This window comes from Pseudobythopirellula maris, from assembly GCF_007859945.1.
GTDB lineage: Bacteria > Planctomycetota > Planctomycetia > Pirellulales > Lacipirellulaceae > Pseudobythopirellula > Pseudobythopirellula maris.
Window position 1 is genome coordinate 1 of the sequence record NZ_SJPQ01000005.1, and the last position, 18,165, is coordinate 18,165.

At 68.3% G+C, this 18,165-nt stretch carries 13 protein-coding genes and 1 tRNA gene; 5 read left to right on the top strand and 9 right to left on the bottom strand.

Annotated features, from left to right (window positions below; all coding sequences use genetic code 11):
• A partial coding sequence (locus Mal64_RS20500) for a PEP-CTERM sorting domain-containing protein (protein ID WP_146403379.1) occupies nt 1-66 on the top strand: 66 nt, incomplete at its 5' end.
• A gap of 423 nt (nt 67-489) precedes the next feature.
• On the opposite strand, the gene Mal64_RS18655 is transcribed toward Mal64_RS20500, so the two are convergent.
• The 5 genes from Mal64_RS18655 to Mal64_RS18680 form a co-directional block, all read right to left on the bottom strand.
• A complete protein-coding gene (locus Mal64_RS18655; RefSeq protein WP_146403224.1) occupies nt 490-2,919 on the bottom strand; it encodes a DUF3987 domain-containing protein in 2,430 nt (809 codons plus the stop codon).
• Nucleotides 2,916-3,158: a hypothetical protein gene (locus tag Mal64_RS18660; protein ID WP_146403226.1), complete on the bottom strand. Its 243-nt coding sequence runs from the start codon at nt 3,156-3,158 to the stop codon at nt 2,916-2,918. The genes Mal64_RS18655 and Mal64_RS18660 overlap by 4 nt, the downstream gene beginning before the upstream one ends.
• Before the next feature lie 190 nt (nt 3,159-3,348).
• The gene (locus Mal64_RS18665) at nt 3,349-3,669 is read right to left on the bottom strand and encodes a DUF1580 domain-containing protein (protein ID WP_146403228.1); all 321 of its coding nucleotides are present in this window, start codon (nt 3,667-3,669) and stop codon (nt 3,349-3,351) included.
• Between the two features lie 223 nt (nt 3,670-3,892).
• Nucleotides 3,893-4,198 (bottom strand): hypothetical protein, encoded by a 306-nt coding sequence (locus Mal64_RS18670; RefSeq protein ID WP_146403230.1) that lies wholly within the window; start codon nt 4,196-4,198, stop codon nt 3,893-3,895.
• Between the two features lie 922 nt (nt 4,199-5,120).
• Nucleotides 5,121-5,194 (bottom strand) — tRNA-Pro (locus Mal64_RS18680).
• Between the two features lie 253 nt (nt 5,195-5,447).
• Between Mal64_RS18680 and Mal64_RS18685 the strand changes: the two genes are divergently transcribed.
• From Mal64_RS18685 to Mal64_RS18695, 3 genes are all read left to right on the top strand, one after another.
• Nucleotides 5,448-7,313 (top strand): sigma 54-interacting transcriptional regulator, encoded by a 1,866-nt coding sequence (locus Mal64_RS18685; RefSeq protein ID WP_231993866.1) that lies wholly within the window; start codon nt 5,448-5,450, stop codon nt 7,311-7,313.
• An 84-nt stretch (nt 7,314-7,397) separates the two neighbouring features.
• A complete protein-coding gene (locus tag Mal64_RS18690) occupies nt 7,398-8,672 on the top strand; it encodes a phenylacetate--CoA ligase family protein (RefSeq protein ID WP_146403234.1) in 1,275 nt (424 codons plus the stop codon).
• Nucleotides 8,673-8,801: 129 nt separating this feature from the next.
• Nucleotides 8,802-9,122, top strand: coding sequence for a DUF971 domain-containing protein (locus Mal64_RS18695; protein WP_146403237.1), 321 nt, complete (start codon nt 8,802-8,804; stop codon nt 9,120-9,122).
• 9 nt (nt 9,123-9,131) lie between these two features.
• Here Mal64_RS18695 and Mal64_RS18700 read toward each other — a convergent pair whose 3' ends face one another.
• From Mal64_RS18700 to nadB, 4 genes are all read right to left on the bottom strand, one after another.
• Nucleotides 9,132-10,997: a DUF4340 domain-containing protein gene (locus Mal64_RS18700; protein ID WP_146403239.1), complete on the bottom strand. Its 1,866-nt coding sequence runs from the start codon at nt 10,995-10,997 to the stop codon at nt 9,132-9,134.
• Between the two features lie 100 nt (nt 10,998-11,097).
• A complete protein-coding gene (locus Mal64_RS18705) occupies nt 11,098-13,881 on the bottom strand; it encodes a Gldg family protein (protein ID WP_146403241.1) in 2,784 nt (927 codons plus the stop codon).
• 124 nt (nt 13,882-14,005) lie between these two features.
• Complete coding sequence (locus Mal64_RS18710; RefSeq protein WP_231993868.1) at nt 14,006-14,776, bottom strand: ABC transporter ATP-binding protein; 771 nt, start codon at nt 14,774-14,776, stop codon at nt 14,006-14,008.
• Between the two features lie 465 nt (nt 14,777-15,241).
• Complete coding sequence (gene nadB, locus Mal64_RS18715; protein ID WP_146403243.1) at nt 15,242-16,903, bottom strand: L-aspartate oxidase; 1,662 nt, start codon at nt 16,901-16,903, stop codon at nt 15,242-15,244.
• 199 nt (nt 16,904-17,102) lie between these two features.
• On the opposite strand from nadB, the gene Mal64_RS18720 reads away from it, so the two are divergent.
• Complete coding sequence (locus Mal64_RS18720) at nt 17,103-18,164, top strand: sialate O-acetylesterase (protein ID WP_197525889.1); 1,062 nt, start codon at nt 17,103-17,105, stop codon at nt 18,162-18,164.
• Nucleotide 18,165: the final 1 nt, after the last annotated feature.

The window sequence follows — 18,165 nt, forward strand, 5'->3', positions numbered from 1 at the left end:
GTCCCTGAGCCAAGTTCGTTGCTGATGGGGGCTTTGGCAGCCGTTGGGCTGATGAAGCGGAGGTGAGGTTAGGCTGCGTTTCTTAGCGAAGGGCCCTTGGTGCTCTAGCCCTCTTGCGCTTCACATTATCGCCACGTAGAGTCGCGTTGCGAAACCGATGAGGTGTCTCTGCGAAAAAGACTTGTCGTGCAATTAGGCAGGTTTCTAATCCGCCGAGGGTGCCTCACCCGCGGCGCCCAAGCTTGAGGCATTTCAGACGGAGGTCCTCAAGACCTCCGTCGCGCACGGTGCTGCTCAGCGCGTCGCAGGAGACAACCTCGCCGATACGCCCGTGGCTGTGGGTCGGCTGGCTAGCCCCCAGAAAGCGCAGGCCCCCTCTCCCCGCGGGGTCCTTCCGCATCGACCGCCGCAGGGGCTCTCATCCCGATCGGGGGGGGAGAGGCAGTCCGTCAGGCGGTGTTGTGCCCGCGCATTTTTGCCCACCGCCCCTCACGGCGCCCACACCGGGTGGCCGAGCGTGCGGCCGCACTGGGCGCAGTCGCGGCGCACGGAGCGGCCGTCGTGGATCGGCGTGTCGCGGTAGGACCGCGAGCCGCAGCGCTCGCATTCTGTCGCGTCCGTGGGCGCCGCGCCGTTCGTCGCGCGCTCCGCCGGCGTGTCAGCGTCTGCGGATTCAGCCAGGTCGCGGGGTTCGTGCGAATCTGTTGACGCTGACGCCGCCGACAGCCGCAGCACACGCCGGGCGTTGGTCGCGGTGCGCTCGACGCGCCACTCGCCCAAGCCCTCCTCGGCCAGGGCCGTCAGGGCGCCCTCGGCGGCGCCGGGCGTGCGGAGCCAGCGGCAGCCGGCTTGCACGTCGCGCGGCGCGGCCTCGCCGCCGCGGCGTTCGATCCACTCGACCAGCCGCCGCGTCTCGCGGTCGCCGGCGCTCTCGCCGCGGAGCGAGTAGACCCGCGACGCCTCGTGGGCGAACCACTCCACGAGCGTGATCGCGCGATCGACGCTGTCGCCGTCGATCTCGGCCGGGCCGGCGCCCTCGTGCGTGTCGCTCTCGGCCGCGTCCCCCTCGGCCGCCCAGCGGGCCAGGCGCAGCACCAGCGCCAGCCGGCCGACATAAGCCGGCAGCTTCGACAGCGCCGCCCTGAGGGCGCCGTCGGCCCCCTCGACACGCGGGGCGTGTGTCTCGTCGTGCCACGCGCGGAAACGCCGCCGCGCTCCGCCCGTGAGCGGCAGGTCGACCGGCGCGGGGTCGCCCTCGGCGTCGACGCCCATCGGCAAGGCGTAGAGCCGATCGAACAGGCCGGCCACGCGCTCCGACAGCTCGTGCGGCGTCGACGCGTCGCTCCAGCGGCGCGAACGCTCCGGCGGGCGGGCGAACAGGAACCGCGCCGGCAGGCCGGCCGCCACGTCGTCGTCGCCCAGCGAGCGGAACAGCACGTCGGGCTGCACCCCGCCGTAGATCGACACGTGCGGCCGGCGCACGTAGCAGCTCGTGGCCTGCTTGCGGTCGTCGCTCAGGTGCTCGGCCGACCACACGCTCAGGTACTTGGCCCGCTCCGCCGCGCCCTTGCCGTCGCTGTAGCGGCCGAAGCCGCCGAACAGGCCCGACAGCTCGTCGCGCACCACGAGCACGCCGCGCGGGTTGTCGACCAGCACGGCCAGCAGCTGCTCGGGCGTCACGTCTTGCAGGTGGTAGCGCACCAGCGGCGGGCGCTCGGGCCTGGCGCCCCGATCGGTGGTCTTGTTGCGGCGACGCTCGGCGTCGTGCCGCTCGCAATCCTCCCGGTGCTCGGCCAGCAGGCGTTCGTTCTCACGCACGGCGCGGGCGTCGCGGTCGCGCACCACGCGGAGCACCGGCGCCGCGGCGGGCGTCTTGCCGCTGCCGCTCGGCGCGACGAGCGCGCACCACAAGATCGACGGCTCGCACCAGTCGGGTTTGATCGCCACGCGGCGCGACGCCCCGATCGCCCCCGCCAGCGCCGCCAAGAGCGGCAGCGCGACCATCGACGGGTCGACCACCTGGCTGCGGGCGGTCGCGTCGACGAACTCGGCGAGCACGCCGCCGAGCGACTCGACCGGCAGCGGCCGCCAGGCGGGGGCGGACGGCTTGCGCGGGCCCTCGGCGTAGCGGGCCACGCTGCGGGCGATCGCCGCGACCTCCTGCTCATCGAGTGGCGGCCGGCAGCGCCGGGCGTTCTCCGCCACGAGCGCCGCCAGCAGCGCCGGCTCGCCGAGCCCCGCCCTGCGCAGCGAACCGGCCAGGCTGGCGAGCGCCGCGTTGCGCTGGCCCTCGGCCACGGGCGCGTTCGCGTCGCTGACACCGCCGGCCGATGGCTTGGCCGCAGCGTTGACGCCGGGCGTGGCCGTTGTCTTGGGGCGCGCCGTGAGCCGCTCCACCAGCCACCGCGGCGGCTCGGGCAACGCGCCGACGGCGACCGGCCCGCGTCCCTCGACCCAGCGGTACGGCTTGCCCGCCACGGCCGACGGCGCCGCCACCACGTAGCCGCCGGCCGCACGGGTGTCGACCATCTCGGCCAGCTTGCCCGCCGTGTTGCGCAGCCCCACGCCCGCGGGCGCCCGGAGCCACACGTGCCATCCGCCGCGCGGCGTGCGGACGGCCGGCGCGTCGCCCAGCAGCAGCTCGGCGCCCCCCTCGGTCGTCAGCCAGGGGTTGGTGGGTCCGTCGACGTCGACCACCAGCAGCCCCTCGGTCGCCACGCCGATGTTGTACGCCACCCCCTGCGACCACCACGCGGCGATCTGCTTCTCGTCGGTCGTCGCCTCGTGGAACCCACGCGCCACGGCCGGCGCCTTGCCGCCCGGCTTGCACGGGAACACCCGGTAGCCGAGCGACGCGTAGCGCAGCGCCGACTCGCGCAGCGTCTCGACACTCAGCGCAGAAAGGGTCGTGGTGCTCATGACGCCACCCCCTCGCCCGCGGGCGACTCCGCAGGCGCCATCGAATCGAGCCGAACCCCGTGCCGCCTCCGCAGCTCCTCAAGAGCGCGGCCCTCGGCCTCGTGGTCGTGGCGTCGGCGGGCTCCGATCAGCTCGGCCACCAGCCGCCCGACGGGCGTCGTGGCGATGCGGGTAGATTCGTTGGCCCCGTCCGGCCAATTCTCCGCTTTGGCGCCCTCGGCGCCGCGTGGTACGATCATCTGTGACTAGCCTCGCTCGGCGAGAAACGCGCCCGGCCCGCCATTTGGCGGTCGGGCGTTTTTTGTTGGAAAGCCGAGTCTGGAACGCACGGGAGTTGAACCCGTCGGGCATGGGTGACTAGCCTCGCCCGGCCACCGGGACGCGCCCCGTATGACTCGGCACGGAGTCTCGGGTCAGAACGCGTCTCGGTCAGATGCCGTCGCGGGCCAGCTCATCCTCGGCCCGCCGGATGGCCGACTCACGCCGCGGCGCCGTGGCCGTGGCGTCCGTCGCCCCGGGCGCGGCGGCCGCCGTGGTGGCGTCGCGGAAGTCGCGCAGCCAGCGGTGCGTCGTGAAACGCCGCCCGCCGACCACACAGGTTCGCAGCCGCACGCCCCGCACGCCGCGCAGCCGCCAGCGGTGCAGCGTGCTCAGGTGGGGCCGCCCCGGCAGCTCGGCCGCGGCCTGGGCCAGGGTGAGATAGCGGCAGCCATCGGGCTCGCCGCCGGCGGGAGAAAGGGTCGCGCTCATCGGTTCCTCGCAGCTCGGTGTGAAACGGAGTGTTTCTTGCTGCGAGTGATTGAACCAGAACACCTGGCCCAGTTTCGCCGGCTAGCTATTGGCCGGCGGTGGTGCTAAGCGTCGGGACTTAGCGGCTCGCAGCTTCAATCACGAGTGATTGATTGGTGCGAGTTTAGGGCTCGGAAGAGGCGCGTGGCGCAAACGCTAAGCGTTTGCAATAAGTATTCAAACGCTAAGCGTTTGCATCGGCGGCGGTCACCGTCTTGCGGGCGATCCATGACGCTGAGGGCAGATTGTCGATCTTGCGGGCGATTCCCGGAAACGTGCCCTCGACTAGCTGCCGAAGGATCAGCGTGGCGGCGTGCTTATCACCGCCGTGGGGATTCTCTTTGACGAGGCGTTTACGCTCAGCGACGACGAGGCGCCATTCGTCGTCAGAGAGCTTTGCGGTGTTCTTGCCGCCTTTTGGGCGGCCATTGATGAGAGCCCTGCCTGAAAAGCGCCGCTTCTCGATATAGGTCGAGCCGGAGCCGTTCAACTATGCGTCCGAGCCAGATAGCTGCGCTTGTGAGAGCAGGGGCTTCACGAAGCCGGGCTATCAGTTGCAATGCATGCCACGCATCGTTCTGACGTTGTTGCTCGTGCAACTCATCAAGATCGATCTCTTCAATAGGATCGTCCGGTATGATTGGCCCAATGCTGGACCAGAAGTTGTGAACGTACCATGCCGGCCCATCACCAAAATCAATGAAGACCCCTTGTTGTAGATTGCCCGGCCTATCGCCAGCAGCGAGCCGCTTGGCTACAGGTTTAGCTATTGGGATTATCTCGGCTTGATACCGATCAAGCTCTTCGCCGAATGTCTCATGGACCTCTTCGTGAATGATTTGCGAATCATCCCATGATTCGGGGAATAGCTCATGGCTACCAATTAAGTGCCGCCGCAAACCGGAATCGACCCATCCCTGGGTATCAATATCTTGATAGGTAATCCCACGGCGATTCTTGCTTGCCACTGCAACCCTCCACACCAGGCGGCCAGCCGACCACCGCGGGGGTTGCGCACGACGGCCGGCCGACTCTTGCGGGGGATCAACCCGCGACCCGGCTCGAACAAATGATTCAGAAAAAGCGCGCCGCCCCGCGCGCCGCCACGCCACAATCTAACCGATCGCCCGCGCCACCTCGAACCCTTTGGCCGTGTCGCGCTGGCCGTGTGTCAACGCGTCAGCGGATTCGCCCCGATCGCGGGACGCACGGGAATCGGCTGACGCGGCAGGAGCCAACAGCCGAAAACGTAGCGGCGTGGCTCCAGCGGTAGCTGGGTAGAGAGGGGTAAGACGCGGCACGGCAAGGTCTCCTCAGCGAGCCAAAACGGTAGACACCGTTTTGCGCTCCAGGGAAACGCCGCGCCGCCGACCGCCAACAAAAGCGATTGTTTCGGCGGGGTTTAGAGAAAGTCGGGCTGACAGGATTTGAACCTGCGACCTCTGCGTCCCGAACGCAGCGCTCTACCAAGCTGAGCCACAGCCCGTTACTCGAAGCTCCCCAAGGTACCAAAGCACTCCGGCGCCAACAAGGCGGACTCGCCGCCGGGTGGAGGGGCTCGGGCGGCGGGCCGTTTTGCGGCCCGGGGAGCATTCCGGGGTCTTGGAATGCGGTGTACATTGGGGGTTTGGAATACCGGCCGTGGCGGCGGCTGCTTCTCTTCCTCCCCCCAAACTCCCCCAGAAAAACGCTCCCGAGCGGCGGGCCCCACGGCGGCGCCACGCCGGGTTCGAATCATCTTGTACGCCTTTCTGACCATCCTGACCGGCCCGCGTGCGGGGGCCCACTTCTCGCTCGTGGGCGAGTCGGAAAACCTGCTGGGGCGCGGCAGCGATTGCCAGGTGACGGTCGCCGACCCGCTCTCGTCGCGTGTCCACGCCCGGTTGGTCCACGAGGGGGGCCAGTGGCTGATCCGCGACAACGCCAGCCGCAACGGCACCTACGTCAACGGGCAGAAAGCGCTCGAGGCGGCGCTCGAGGACGGGCACAAGATCCGCATCGGGTCGACCGAGTTCGAGTTCCACGAGTCGGAGGAGCCCCCCACGGCCGAGGGCGACGACCCGCAACTGACGCAGACGCTGGTGCAAGAGGCGGCGGTGCTCGAGGGGGGCATCCAAGAGTCGTCGCTCGACGGCATGCCGAACGCCGAGCAGGTCAAGGAGCTGATGCTGCTCTACCAGCTGAGCATCCGGCTGCTGGGTTGCCACGAGCCGGAGCGGGTGGTGCAGATCGCCCTGGAGCTGCTGCGCGACCGCACCGGGTCGGCGGTCGTCGGCTTCCTGTGGGTGACGGACGACGGCAAGCTGCGGCTGAAACGCGTGCTGCCGCCCGACGCGGCCGGGCGGGTGGTGCTCAACGAGTCGCTCACCGAGCTGGTGAGCCGGCAGGGGCACGCCGTGTGGGTGGCCAACCAAGAATCGCGTGAGGACGACAAGGACCCGTCGGCGAGCGACAGCGACATCGGCCGCTTCGCCGACGCCATCTGCGCGCCGCTGGTGGGCAAGACGGCCGACGGCGTGCGCGAGACGCACGGCGCGTTGCACGCCTATCTTGAGGACCGCCGGTTCCACCAGTCGGACTTCGATTTCGCGATCTCCGTGGCCAACATCTTGGAGATCGCCCTGGCGCGGGCGCTGGAGCAGTCGAGCCTGCAAACCAGCTTCGAGCGGCTGGTGCAGTTCTCGCCCGGCTACGACGACCTGATCGGCGAGAGCGAGCCGATGCTCGCGCTGAAGGCCAAGCTGCCGCGGGTGGCGAAGGCGTCGGGCTGCGTGCTGGTGCGTGGCGAGAGCGGCTCGGGCAAGGAGGTCGTGGCGCGGGCGATCCAGCGCGCGGGGCCACGCGCCGAGCGGCCGCTGGTGGCGGTCAACTGCGCGGCGATCCCGCCCGACCTGATGGACAGCCAGCTGTTTGGGCACAAAGCGGGTTCGTTCACCGGCGCCGACCGCGACCACACCGGCTACTTCCAGCAGGCCGACCTGGGGACGCTGTTCCTCGACGAGGTGGGCGAGCTCTCCCTGGAGGGCCAGGCCAAGCTGCTGCGCGTGTTGGAGGGGCACCCGTTCTTGCCCGTGGGGGCGACCGAGCCGGTGAGCGTGGACGTCCGGGTGATCGCCGCGACGAACCAAGACTTGCAGACCTACGTGCGCGAAAAGCGGTTCCGCGAGGATCTGTACTACCGCCTCAGCGTGTTCGAGCTGCAGCTGCCCCCGCTCAGGGAGCGCGGCGACGACATCGACCGATTGGTCGACTTCTTCTTCGAGCATTACCGGGCGCAGCACGGCCGGCCGGGCATCAAGCTCGGCAAGGCGGCTCGCACGCAGCTGCGCGCCTACCGCTGGCCGGGCAACGTGCGGCAGCTGCGCAACGTGATCGACAGCGCGGTGGTGATGGCCGACGGCGCCGAGATCCTGCCGGCCGACCTGGCGCTGCGCGACGCGGGCGCCGAGGATTTCGACACGCTCGAGATCGAGCAGTGGGAGCAGAAGCTCATCCGCCGCGCGCTCGACCAGACCGGCGGCTCGGTGCCCGAGGCGGCCAAGCTGCTGGGCATCGGCCGGGCGACACTCTACCGTAAGATCGAGCAGCACAAGATCGAACGCTGAAGGCTGAGGTGAGAAGGCGGGGGTCAGAGGTCAGGGAAGAACAGCCGCCGCCGACCCGCGGTCGGCGGAGAGAGAACACGAGTTATGCGAGCCACGGCCCACGACGAACGCCGCGCCCTGAGGGGCCTGGAGCGCGAAGCGCTCGAGGACCTGCAGCTGCGCAAGCTGAATCTGCTGCTCGACGCGGCGTTGCCGCTCAACGCGTTCTACCGGCAGAAGCTCGCCTCGTCGCCCCAGCGGCTCGGCAGCTTGGCCGCGCTCCGAGACCTGCCCACGACCAACAAGGACGAGCTGCTCGACGCCGCGGCCGACGGCACGTTCTACACCTACGCGAAGAGCGAGTACGTTCGCTACCACCAAACCTCGGGCACCCGCGGGCGGCCGATGGCCGTGTGCGACACGGCCCAAGACTGGTTGTGGTGGACCGACGTGTGGCAGCACGTGCTGGACGCCGCCGCCGTGACGAGCCAAGACCGGGCGTTCCTGGCGTTCTCGTTCGGGCCGTTCGTCGGCTTCTGGAGCGCGTTCGACGCGCTGGTCCGCCGCGGCGTGCTGGCCGTGCCGGGCGGCGGCCTGAGCACCGCCGCGCGGGTCGAGATGATCGAGCGCAGCGGCGCCACGGTGCTGTTCTGCACGCCGACCTACGCCATGCACTTGGCCGAGTCGGCCGCGGCGATCGGCGCCGACGTCGGCGAGCTGCCGATCGAGAAGGTGATCGTGGCCGGCGAACCGGGCGGCAGCCTGCCGGCGGTGCGCGGCCGGATCGAGGCGGCGTGGCGGGCGCGGGTGACCGACCACAGCGGCGCCACGGAGGTCGGCCCGTGGGGCTTCGGCGACGCCACCGGGCAGGGCCTTCACATCGTCGAGAGCGAGTTCATCGCCGAGTTCGTGTCGGTCGACACCGGCCGGCGGGCGAAGGAAGGCGAGCTCTCTCACCTGCTCCTCACCGGGCTCGGCCGCTACGGCTGCCCGGTGATCCGCTACCGCACGGGCGACCTGGTGCGGCCGCAATGGGGCCACGACCGCGACTGCCGCTTCGTTTACCTCGACGGCGGCGTGCTCGGCCGGGCGGACGACATGGTTGTGGTCCGCGGCGTGAACGTCTACCCCACGTCGATCGAGCAGATCCTGCGGGCGTTCCCCGAGGTGGTCGAGTACCGCATCACCGCCCGCCGCCGCGGCGAGATGGACGAGCTGGTCATCGAGGTCGAGGACCACCTGCAGCAACCGACGCGCATCGCCGAAGAGCTGCGGCTGCGGCTCGGGCTGAAGGTGGCGGTGCGGCTGGCGGCGGCGATGAGCTTGCCACGCAGCGAGGGGAAGGGGAAGCGGTTCGTCGACAAACGGGGCGAGACTTGATCCACCCCAGCCTTCCCCCGAAGGGGGAGGGAGCACGGACGGGTGGGAGCACAATCGGGATGCTGTACGATTGCAAATTGAAAAATTTCAAATTTGCAGTTTTCAATTTGCAATCAGATACGAAAGCCGATGCTGCTTCCCACCACGATCGAACGCTTAGCCGAAAACCGCCTGCGGATCGAGTGGTCCGACGGCCAGTCGCGCGACTACACGGCGGCCGAGCTGCGTGCCGAGTGCCCCTGCGCCAGTTGCAAGGAGAAGCACGGCCCGAAGCCTGCTCCCGACCCGATGCAGCTCACGGTGCTCTCGGCGGACGAGGCGCGGCCGTTGACGATCGTCGGCATGCGGCCGGTCGGTTCGTACGCCTACCACGTCGACTTCAGCGACGGCCACAGCACGGGGCTCTACACGTTTGAGAAGTTGCACGAGCTGGGCGAAGCGGTTGGCTGAGCCGGCCGATCACTCGGCGGGCGCTTCGTCCGTCGGAGCTTCGGTCGTCGGCTCCTGGGCCGCGTCCTGTTCGGCGGGGGCGCCTTGGCTGACTGCCGTGTCGGCCGGCTCGTCGGCAGGCTCGTCGGCTGGCTCGTCGGCCGCCTCATCCGCCGGGGCTTCTTCCTCGGCGGCGGGCGCCGCGCCATCGCCGAGGTTGGGCAGTCCCGGGATCGCCGCGCCGGGCATGGTGAACGACGCCTCGGCTTGTCCGGTCTCCGCGTCTTCGGGCGTCTTCTTCGTGATCACGTCGTCCAGGCCGAGGCGGATTTTCTGGAACACGTCGTTCGCGATCACGTAGTACCAGTCGCCGAACCGGTCGTTGAGCGCCTCGACGCGAGCGCGGCCGGCGGCCAGCTTGTTGTCGTACTCTTGCTGGCGGCGGGCGTTGCGCTTCTCGGCCTCGCGGCGGGCGACCAACGCGGGGTCTTCCTCCTGAGATGCTTCCTCTCCGGTCGCTTCTTCCGAAGCAGCTTCGTCGGCAGGGTCGTCGTCGGCAGAGTCGCCATCAGCAGAGTCGTCATCAGCAGAGTCGCCATCAGCAGAGCCGTCTTCGTCCGAGGCCTCTTCGCCATTGCCCTCGGAGGTCTCATCGGATTCCCCGGCGGCGGGCGCCTCGGGCAGCTCCTCGAGTTCCGGCTTGGTGACCAAGTCTTCGTTGAAGCGGGCCATCACGAACAGGTAGCGGTTCACGCTATCCTCGGCCGCCTCGCCGTCGTCGCCCTCGGGGGCCGACTCGCCGCCGGAGGCCGAGAGTTGCAGGTTGCCGAACCGCAGCACGTACTCCACGCCGTCCTTGAGTGTGAGCACGGCCTGGCCCTCGCTCGAGAGGATCTCGGCCCCGCCGTCGTCACTCGGCACGGGGGCGTAGCCGTGCGTCATGAGATTGAGGACCGACTCCTGCTTTTCGAGGAAGTCGGCGCCCGCCTTGAGCGTGGCGCTGAGGCCCTCGGGCTTCTTCTCGACGTCGACGATCTTCAGGTCGTCCAGGGCGGTCTTGAGCTCGTCGAGCTTCTCGTCGTTGAGCCGCTCGTCGGCGGCCAGCTCGAAGGGCTCGTACTCGCGGCTCTCGGGGTTGAACCGCTCGAGGCTCACGGCGCTCCACGCGCTCTCGCCGTCGTCGTACGCCAGCACCGCCTTGCCGCGGCGGTCCCAGTCGATGCTCGGCTGCATGCCCTGCATGACCAGCTCGGCGGTGTAGTCGTCGAGCGCCACTTCGCCGAGGTCGAACGGGTTGAGCTTCAGCAGGTCGTCTTCGATCCAGTCCTCGAACGTCGTGGAGAGACGCTCCGGGTCGATCTCGACGATGTAAACCACGTCTTGGTTGGCGCTGCGCACGTAGCGCTGGCCGGGGGCGTCTTTCACTTCGGAGCCGATGATCAGGTCGACCAGCTCGTCGCCGTTGTCCTTGGCGAGCACCACCCGGGCGCCGACGCCCTGTTGGCCGATCTCGATGTTCGAGAGCGGGTCGACCACGCCCAGGCTGGCGTGGTCGGCGGCGCTGCTGCTGGCGACGCGCAAGATCTCGCGGTCCATCACCTCGGAGGTCGCCTCGGCCATCTGCCGCTCGGCGTCGGACGGGTAACCCCCCTTGGACGGGATGACCCACACGCCGTCTTGTTGGGCGACCTCGAACTCGCGGAGCGTGGCGGTCTCGGCGTCGAAGCGGGTGATCGTGAGCGACTTGGCCTCCTCGGGCAGGAACGCCCGGGTGAGCGGCTTGCCGATCAGGGCGTCGACGTTGTAGTCGGCCGACTGCGGCCTGGTGACGAAGGCGAGCAGCACCGCCGCCAACGCGGCGGCGACGAAGGTGAGCGTTTTGGTGGTCTCGGTCATCTTTGGTCTTCGATCAGTTTGTCTGAATACGATTCGAAGCTGGTTGGCGAGCCGCAAGCCCTCCTGCGGCGGGCTTGCGGCTCGCCTTGTTGCGTTGGGTCTAGGTCGTTGTTTCTGCTTTGGCGAACCTCAGCCGGGTGTTCGCCACGCCCTCACGCTCGCTCTCGCGGCGGTGGAAGTAGACCAGCAGCGCGAGCAAGATCGGCAGGATCGGCGGGAGCACCACGGCGGCGAATTTGTAGAAGTCTTGCACGCCGCGGATCTGGGCCGACAAGGCGCGTTCGCTCTCGCGGACCTGGCGGTCGCGTTGCTTCTCGAGCTCGGCCACCTTCACGTCGCGCACGCGTCCCAGGCGGATGCGGGCTTGCTCGATCATCTGCCGCCGGGCCACGGGGTTCAGGTCGGTGCGGCTCTCGATCTGAGCGATCTTGTCGGTGAACTCCTTCTGGGCGGCGCTGATCTGCACGGTGGCCTGCTCGACAAACTTCTCGCGTTCCTTGAGGGCCTCGTCGCGGTACTCGAGCGTGGCGTCTTCGATCTTGGCGAGGATGCGGTGCGAGTGCTCGCGTTTGCGGACCTCGAGGAAGCGGTCGTCGCCCGCCAGCGAGTCGAGCGTGTTGAGCACGAGCGCCACGTTCTGGAAGTTCCACTCCACCAGCGCGTCGTCGTCCGTGCCGATCTCGCGGATCGCGAAGAAGGCGTCGGCCAGGCAGTCGATGTCGGTCACCACAACAACGTTCAGCTCGGCCACCTCCTCGGCGGGGGCGTCGGCGGCGTCCGCCTTGTCTTCTTCGCCTTCGGCCACGTTGTCGAGCGTCTCGAGCGACAGCTCCTCGGCGCTCTTCGGCTTGCCCTCGATGCGGGCCGCGACGATGTAGTTCTGCCCCGTGCGAACCTGCCGCAGGATGGCGCCGCCCGATCGCGAGGCGAGCTGCAGGTCGTCGACCGTGATCGTGCCGGTCTGGTTGCCGGTCACGGCGAGCGGGGTGAACTCGGTCGGAGCCCCGTCCTTGTGGGTGATCGAGCCGGCGATCAGCAGCAGGGTCTCACGCAGCCCGGAGACGATCGGGTCGTCGGGGCTGAACGGGTTGATCGCGCCGTTGCCCTCGCCGATGAAGATCCACTGCGCGTCGACGAACGACCCGGCCCCCGGGTAGGGGTTGTACTGCTGCCAGATGAGCTCGTCGCCGCGCATCCGCACGCCGAGCAGGTTCCAGAGCTGCTGGATGTCGCCCTTCGGCTCGGGGGGCCCGCCGCCGCCGAACATGCCCATCATGCCGCCGCCGGCGGGCGGGTTCGGCTGGGCCGTGCCGACCACGTTGGGCCAGAAGTTGGGCAGCGGGAACGGGTCTTCGAACACCGCGGTCGGCTGGCCGTTGCGAACGGCCTCGACAAAGTGGTCCATCTCCTCCGGACGCAGCGACGAGGGCTGCACGGCGAGCAACACGTCGAACTTCTCGGTGATCGGCGTCGAGGGGTCGACCTCGACCACGTCGTACTGCTTCTTGAGCTCGCGGATCAGCTGGGTCTCGGGCGTGGAGCCTTGCATCGAGAAGCCGCCGTTGAGGTTCACCTTCGTCTTCAGCACGCCCACACGCTTGCGCTCCTGCTGGGCCACGGTGGTGATCGACCTGACGAGCTCGTACTCGATCGGGATCCCCTTATCGAGGAACGGGATCACGACCTTGTCCAATCCGCTGGAGAAAGCGGCGCCGAGGAAGATCTCTTCCTGGCTGCGGCCGCCGCGGCTCTTGGTGCTCACCTCACGCGGCTCGATGCCGTAGGTCCGCTCGGCGAGCGAGGCCTCTTCGCTGAAGTTCTCGACCTCGTGCTTGGAGACCTGGATCTTGCCGCCCGAGATCGAGGAGAGCTCCGAGAGCGTGGCGAGCAGGTCGCGTTTCTGTGCGGCGTACTCGGCCGGCACGCTGGGGCTCACGTAAACGTCGACCCGGATCGGGCTGACGTCCTCGTCGTTCCCCAGGTCGCGGACAAGTTGCACGGTGCGGTCGGAGAGCGAGTTGAGCTGCTCAACGGTGAGGTCTTGGCGCCACAGGTCGTGGGTCGAGAGCACGGTGTTGAGCGCCGCCACGACAACCAGCATGCAGAGGGTGCGGGCCAGGAAGTGGCCCCCCTTCGCCTCGCCGTCCTCGCCGCCGGCCCAGTGCCGCTTGCCGATCAGCACCACGCTCACGTAGAGCATCACCACGACGATGCTGAGGAAGTAGCTCACCGAGCTGAGGCTGATCACGCCGCGCTCGAAGTCGGCGAACTGCTCGACCACGCTCCACTGGCGGATGGTTTGGGCCACGGCCGGATTGCGGACCACCAGGTCGGCCACGCCGAACAACGCGAGCGGCGAGTTGAGCAGCACGCCGAGGATGAAGCCGACCGTGAGGTTGCTGGTGAGGAACGACGCGACCATGCCGATCGACAGCATCGCGAGGCCGACGAACCAGTAGCCGATGTAGGAGCCGACAAAGAGCCCCGCGTCGGGCGTGCCCAATCCCCAACTGAAGACCAGGAAGATCGAGAACATCGAGAACAGCAGCGCCACGCTGTAGATCGCCACGCCGGCCAGGTACTTGCCGACCACCACGTCGAGGTCGTCGGCCGGCAGGGTGAGCAGCAGCTCGTCCGTCCCCTGGCGCCGCTCCTCGGCCCAGGTGCTCATCGTGATCGCCGGGATGTAGACCAGCAGGATGAACGGCATCCAGCGGCTCAGCTGGTCGAGGTTCGCCAGGTTGTTGCCGAAGAACTCGGGCGGCCAGAACGCCGCCAGCGAGCTGAGCATGACGAACACGCAGATAAACACGTACCCGGTCGGGTTCGAGAAATAGCTGACGAAGTCGCGTTTGAAGATCGCTTTCAAAACCGTGAGGTTCATGGGCGGGAACTTCCGTTTCTCGGTCGGGGGGGCTCGGCGGAGAGGGGGGGCGCCGCTCGCGGGGCGTCCGCCTGCCTCGGCCGGAGGGGAGGGGATAAGTGCTGTTAAGTCGCGAGCGGAGTCATCAGCCCTTGCTCGCGCCGGTGAGTTCGTGGAAACGCTCGTCGAGCGAGTCGACCCCTTCGGCCAGTTGGGCCGGGGTCCCGTCGAACGCCACGCGTCCCTCGTTGATGAAGATCACGCGGTTGCACATCGCTTCGACCTCTTGAAGGATGTGGGTGCTCAGCAGCACGGTCTTCGTGGCGCCCAGCTCGCGGATGAGTTTTCTCACCTCGCGGATCTGATTCGGGTCGAGGCCGGCCGTGGGCTCGTCGAGGATCAGCACGTCCGGCTCGTGCAGCAGCACCTGGGCCATGCCGACCCGCTGGCGGTAACCCTTCGACAATTTGCCGATCGGCTTTCCGATGACGGATTCGAGGCGGCATTGGCTCACGACCGCGTCGATGCGGTCCCTGAGCTTCTGGCCGGTGATGCGCCGAGCCTCGCCAAAGAACTTCAGCAGCGAGCGGGGCGTCATGTCCGGGTAAAGCGGGCCGTTCTCGGGCAAGTAGCCGAGGCGTTTGGAGCCCTCGATGCGGTCGGTCGCCATGTTGAAGCCGGCCACACGAGACACCCCGGTCGAGGGCGCCAGGTAGCCGGTGAGCAGCTTCATCGTGGTGCTCTTGCCGGCCCCGTTCGGGCCGAGGAACGCCGCCACCTCGCCGCGCCGCACCTGGAAGGAGACGTCACGCGTGGCGGCGAAATCGCCGTAGAACTTCGACAGGCCGTCCGCCTCGATCATCGACTCGGCTGGGTCGCTGAGGGGAACGAAATTGTCTTGGGCCGCGGTGGCCATCTGGACTGCTCCGAGCGAATCAGGGGGAAAACTTGGGGGGACGATTCGGGGTCTTATCTCGCCGCACCGCAACGACTTGCGGGCCTTCGGCCCAGGGAGTCGTTGCAACTGGGAAGGTAACCGCTTGGCCCGCCGCACGCCATCCCTGCCCGAGGGGCGGGGGGAATGCACGGGCGCGGGCCGTACGCCCGCACAACGCGCGTACGCGTGCGCGGAGCAAATAGTTCGCCCGGCTTTCAAAAAAGCCCCGCTGAAAAGCGACCATGCAGCCGGAGTGAGCTCTCCCTCGGTGCGCCCGAACTTCCCAGCAGGGTGGCGGGGGCGCACCGCGATAGCGGAAGCCCCCGGGCCTTCGAGACCGTGTTTCCATCGCACGGGGGCTTCCGCTGCGCGGTGCGCCCCCGCCACCCCAGAGGCCCGCCACAACAGCGGTTCCCACTCCCGTCAGTTCGGCGCACCGGCGGTTCAGTTGGCGAGCGGGTCGCTTACCAGCGGGCCGTCGCTGAGCTCGGGGCCCGCATCGCTGCGGACAATCTCGATCCGCCGACGCCACGCGGCGTTGTCGGACTCCGGGAAGTCGCTTCGCAGGTGGACGCCGCGCGACTCGGTGCGTCGGCGCGCCGCGGCGATCAGCAGCTCGGCGACCATCAGCATGTTCTGCAGCTCCCAGCCCTCGGGGTCGCCGAGTTGACGGGCGAGGGCGTACTGCTTCCAGCGGTCGATGTTCTCGGCCGCCTCGGCGAGCGATTCCTCCGACCGCCAGACCCCCGCCGCGCGCCACATCAGGCTCTTGAGCGAATTGCGCACGTCGGCCAGGTCGAGCCACGCGTGCGACTCCTCGAGCGGAGGGTTCTCGAGCGCCGCCGCTTGGTAGCGGTCGGGCTCGGTGAGCGCGGCGGCCGAGGCGCCGGCGCCCGCGCGGGCGCCGTACACCAGGCCCTCTAGCAAGCTGTTCGAGGCGAGCCGGTTGGCGCCGTGCAAGCCGCTGCTGGTCGCCTCGCCGGCGGCCCACAGGCCGGGGAGCGAGGTCGCGCCCTGCTCGTCGACCTTCACGCCGCCGAGCATGTAATGGGCCCCGGGCCGGACCGGGATCAGCTCCTCGGTCACGTCGATGCCGAACTCGAGGCACGCCTTCGCGATGCCGGGGAAGCGGCCGCGGATGAACTCGGCGCCGAGCAGACGCATGTCGAGGTAAACGCAGGAGTGCTTAGTCTTTTCCATCTGGGCGACGATCGAGCGGCTCACCACGTCGCGCGGCGCCAGCTCGGCCCGCTCGTCGTAGTCCGGCATGAAGCGGTGGTCGTTGCAGTCGACCAGGTGGGCGCCCTCGCCGCGGATCGCCTCGGTGATCAGGCTGCGGCTCGATCCGGCGATGTAGAGCACGGTGGGGTGGAACTGCATGAACTCCATGTCGGCCAGCACGGCGCCCGCGCGGTAAGCGATGGCGTGGCCGTCGCCGGTCGCCACGCGCGGGTTGGTCGTCTCGCGGTAGAGCTGGCCCGCGCCGCCGGTGGCGAGGATCGTTTGTTTGGCCCACACGAAGGTCTTGCCGTGGTTGGGGTTCCAGACGAGGGCGCCGCGGCAAACCCCCTCGCTTGTCAGCAGATCGATCGTGAACGTGTCTTGCCAGATCTGGGCGCCGAGCGTCTCGCGGGCGTGGTGGATCATGGCGCGCATGATCTCCTGGCCGGTGGCGTCGCCGAGGGCGTGGGCGATGCGGCGGTGGCTGTGGCCCCCCTCGCGGCCGAGGAGCAACTCGCCCTCGGGGTTCTCGTCGAACTCGGCGCCCCAGGTGATCAGCTCATTGATGAGCCGCGGCGCCTCGCGCACCACGCTCTCGACAACCGCCGGGTCGCACAGCTCGGCTCCGGCGGCGAGGGTGTCGCTCGTGTGGCTGTCGAAATTGTCCTCGGGGTCGAGCACGCCGGCGATGCCGCCCTGGGCGTAGGAGCTGTTGGACTCGCGCATGCGGTCCTTGGTGACGATCAGCAGCGAGAGGCTCGGGTCGACCTCCGTCGCCGCCCGCAGGCCCGCGATGCCGCCGCCGATCACCAGCACGTCGACGAATTGGTGGGGGATCCGCTTCGGGTGGAATGCGGCCAGGTAGCGGGGGTCGGGAGTCGCCATGTAGGGTCTCTGACGTTCGTGACGGCCGTCCGCTGGGGGCCGGAACGCCGTCGGGTTGCGAGAATTATAGGGCAATCGCCCTTGCCGACGGGAGGCGTGACGGGTGGCCGGTTTAGAATACAATGGTAGGTATTCACGCCCGCGGCGATAACCCGCCCGGCCCCTCTCTTCGGGATCCCCCATGGCTACGAACAGGCCTATGCTCACTCGTATCGGAACCTCGGTCTTGCTGTTGATGATGGGAGCTTGCGCCCCCCGCGCCGGGGCGGCGCCTTTGCAAGTGTTCGTCATGGCCGGGCAGAGCAATATGAGCGGTTCGGGCCACGTCGACGACTTACCCACGGGTTACCCGACCGAGGTCCCCGAGGTCCTCTACCGGCATAGCACCGACGCGGAGTACGAGGACTGGTCGGGTTTGAAGCTCAAACTCACCAGCAACGGAGCGATCCGGCGGTGGTACGGCCCCGAGTTTTCGTTCGGCAAGACGCTCAACGACGAGGGGCTCGACCTGGCGATCATCAAGTACTCGCGTGGCGGCACGAGCCTCAATAGCAAATGGGCGCCCGACTCCGAGCTCCGCGACAACTTCTTCGATTTCGTCGACGAGTCGCTGGCGACGCTCCCCACAGAAGGCCAAGGCTATGAAGTCGCCGGGTTCGTTTGGGTGCAGGGCAGCGGCGACGCGGGCGTCGAAGACAGCGCTCTCGAGTACGACGACAACCTGGCGAACCTGATCAACGAGTTCGAGGGCAACTACGGCGAGGTCCCCACGATCATCAATCGGTATCACGCCAACTCCAACCGTGTCTATACCGACATTCTCCGAGAGAGCCAGCACGGGGCGGCCGACGCCGACTCGGATCTCTACATGGTCAACACGGACGACCTCGAGCTCAAAAGTGACCGCATCCACTTCACGTCGGAGATGTACCTCGAAACGGGGGTGCGGCTGGCCAACAAGTACCTGCAAGCGATCGGGCAACCGGGCGACTACAACGGCAACGGCGTCGTCGACGCCGCCGACTTCACCCTGTGGCGCGACACCCAGTTTTCGGACCAAAACTTGATCGCCGACGGCGACGGCGACGGCGTCGTTGAGATGGACGACTACGAGTTCTGGCGTGACCACTTCGGCGAGTCGATGGGCGGATCCGCCTTGAGGCTCGCCGTTCCCGAACCAGCGGCGATTGTCTTGCTCGGGGCCTGGGCGCCGTTCGCGGTAGCCGGCCGTGCGAGACCGAGACGCGCCGCCGCTTGCTGAG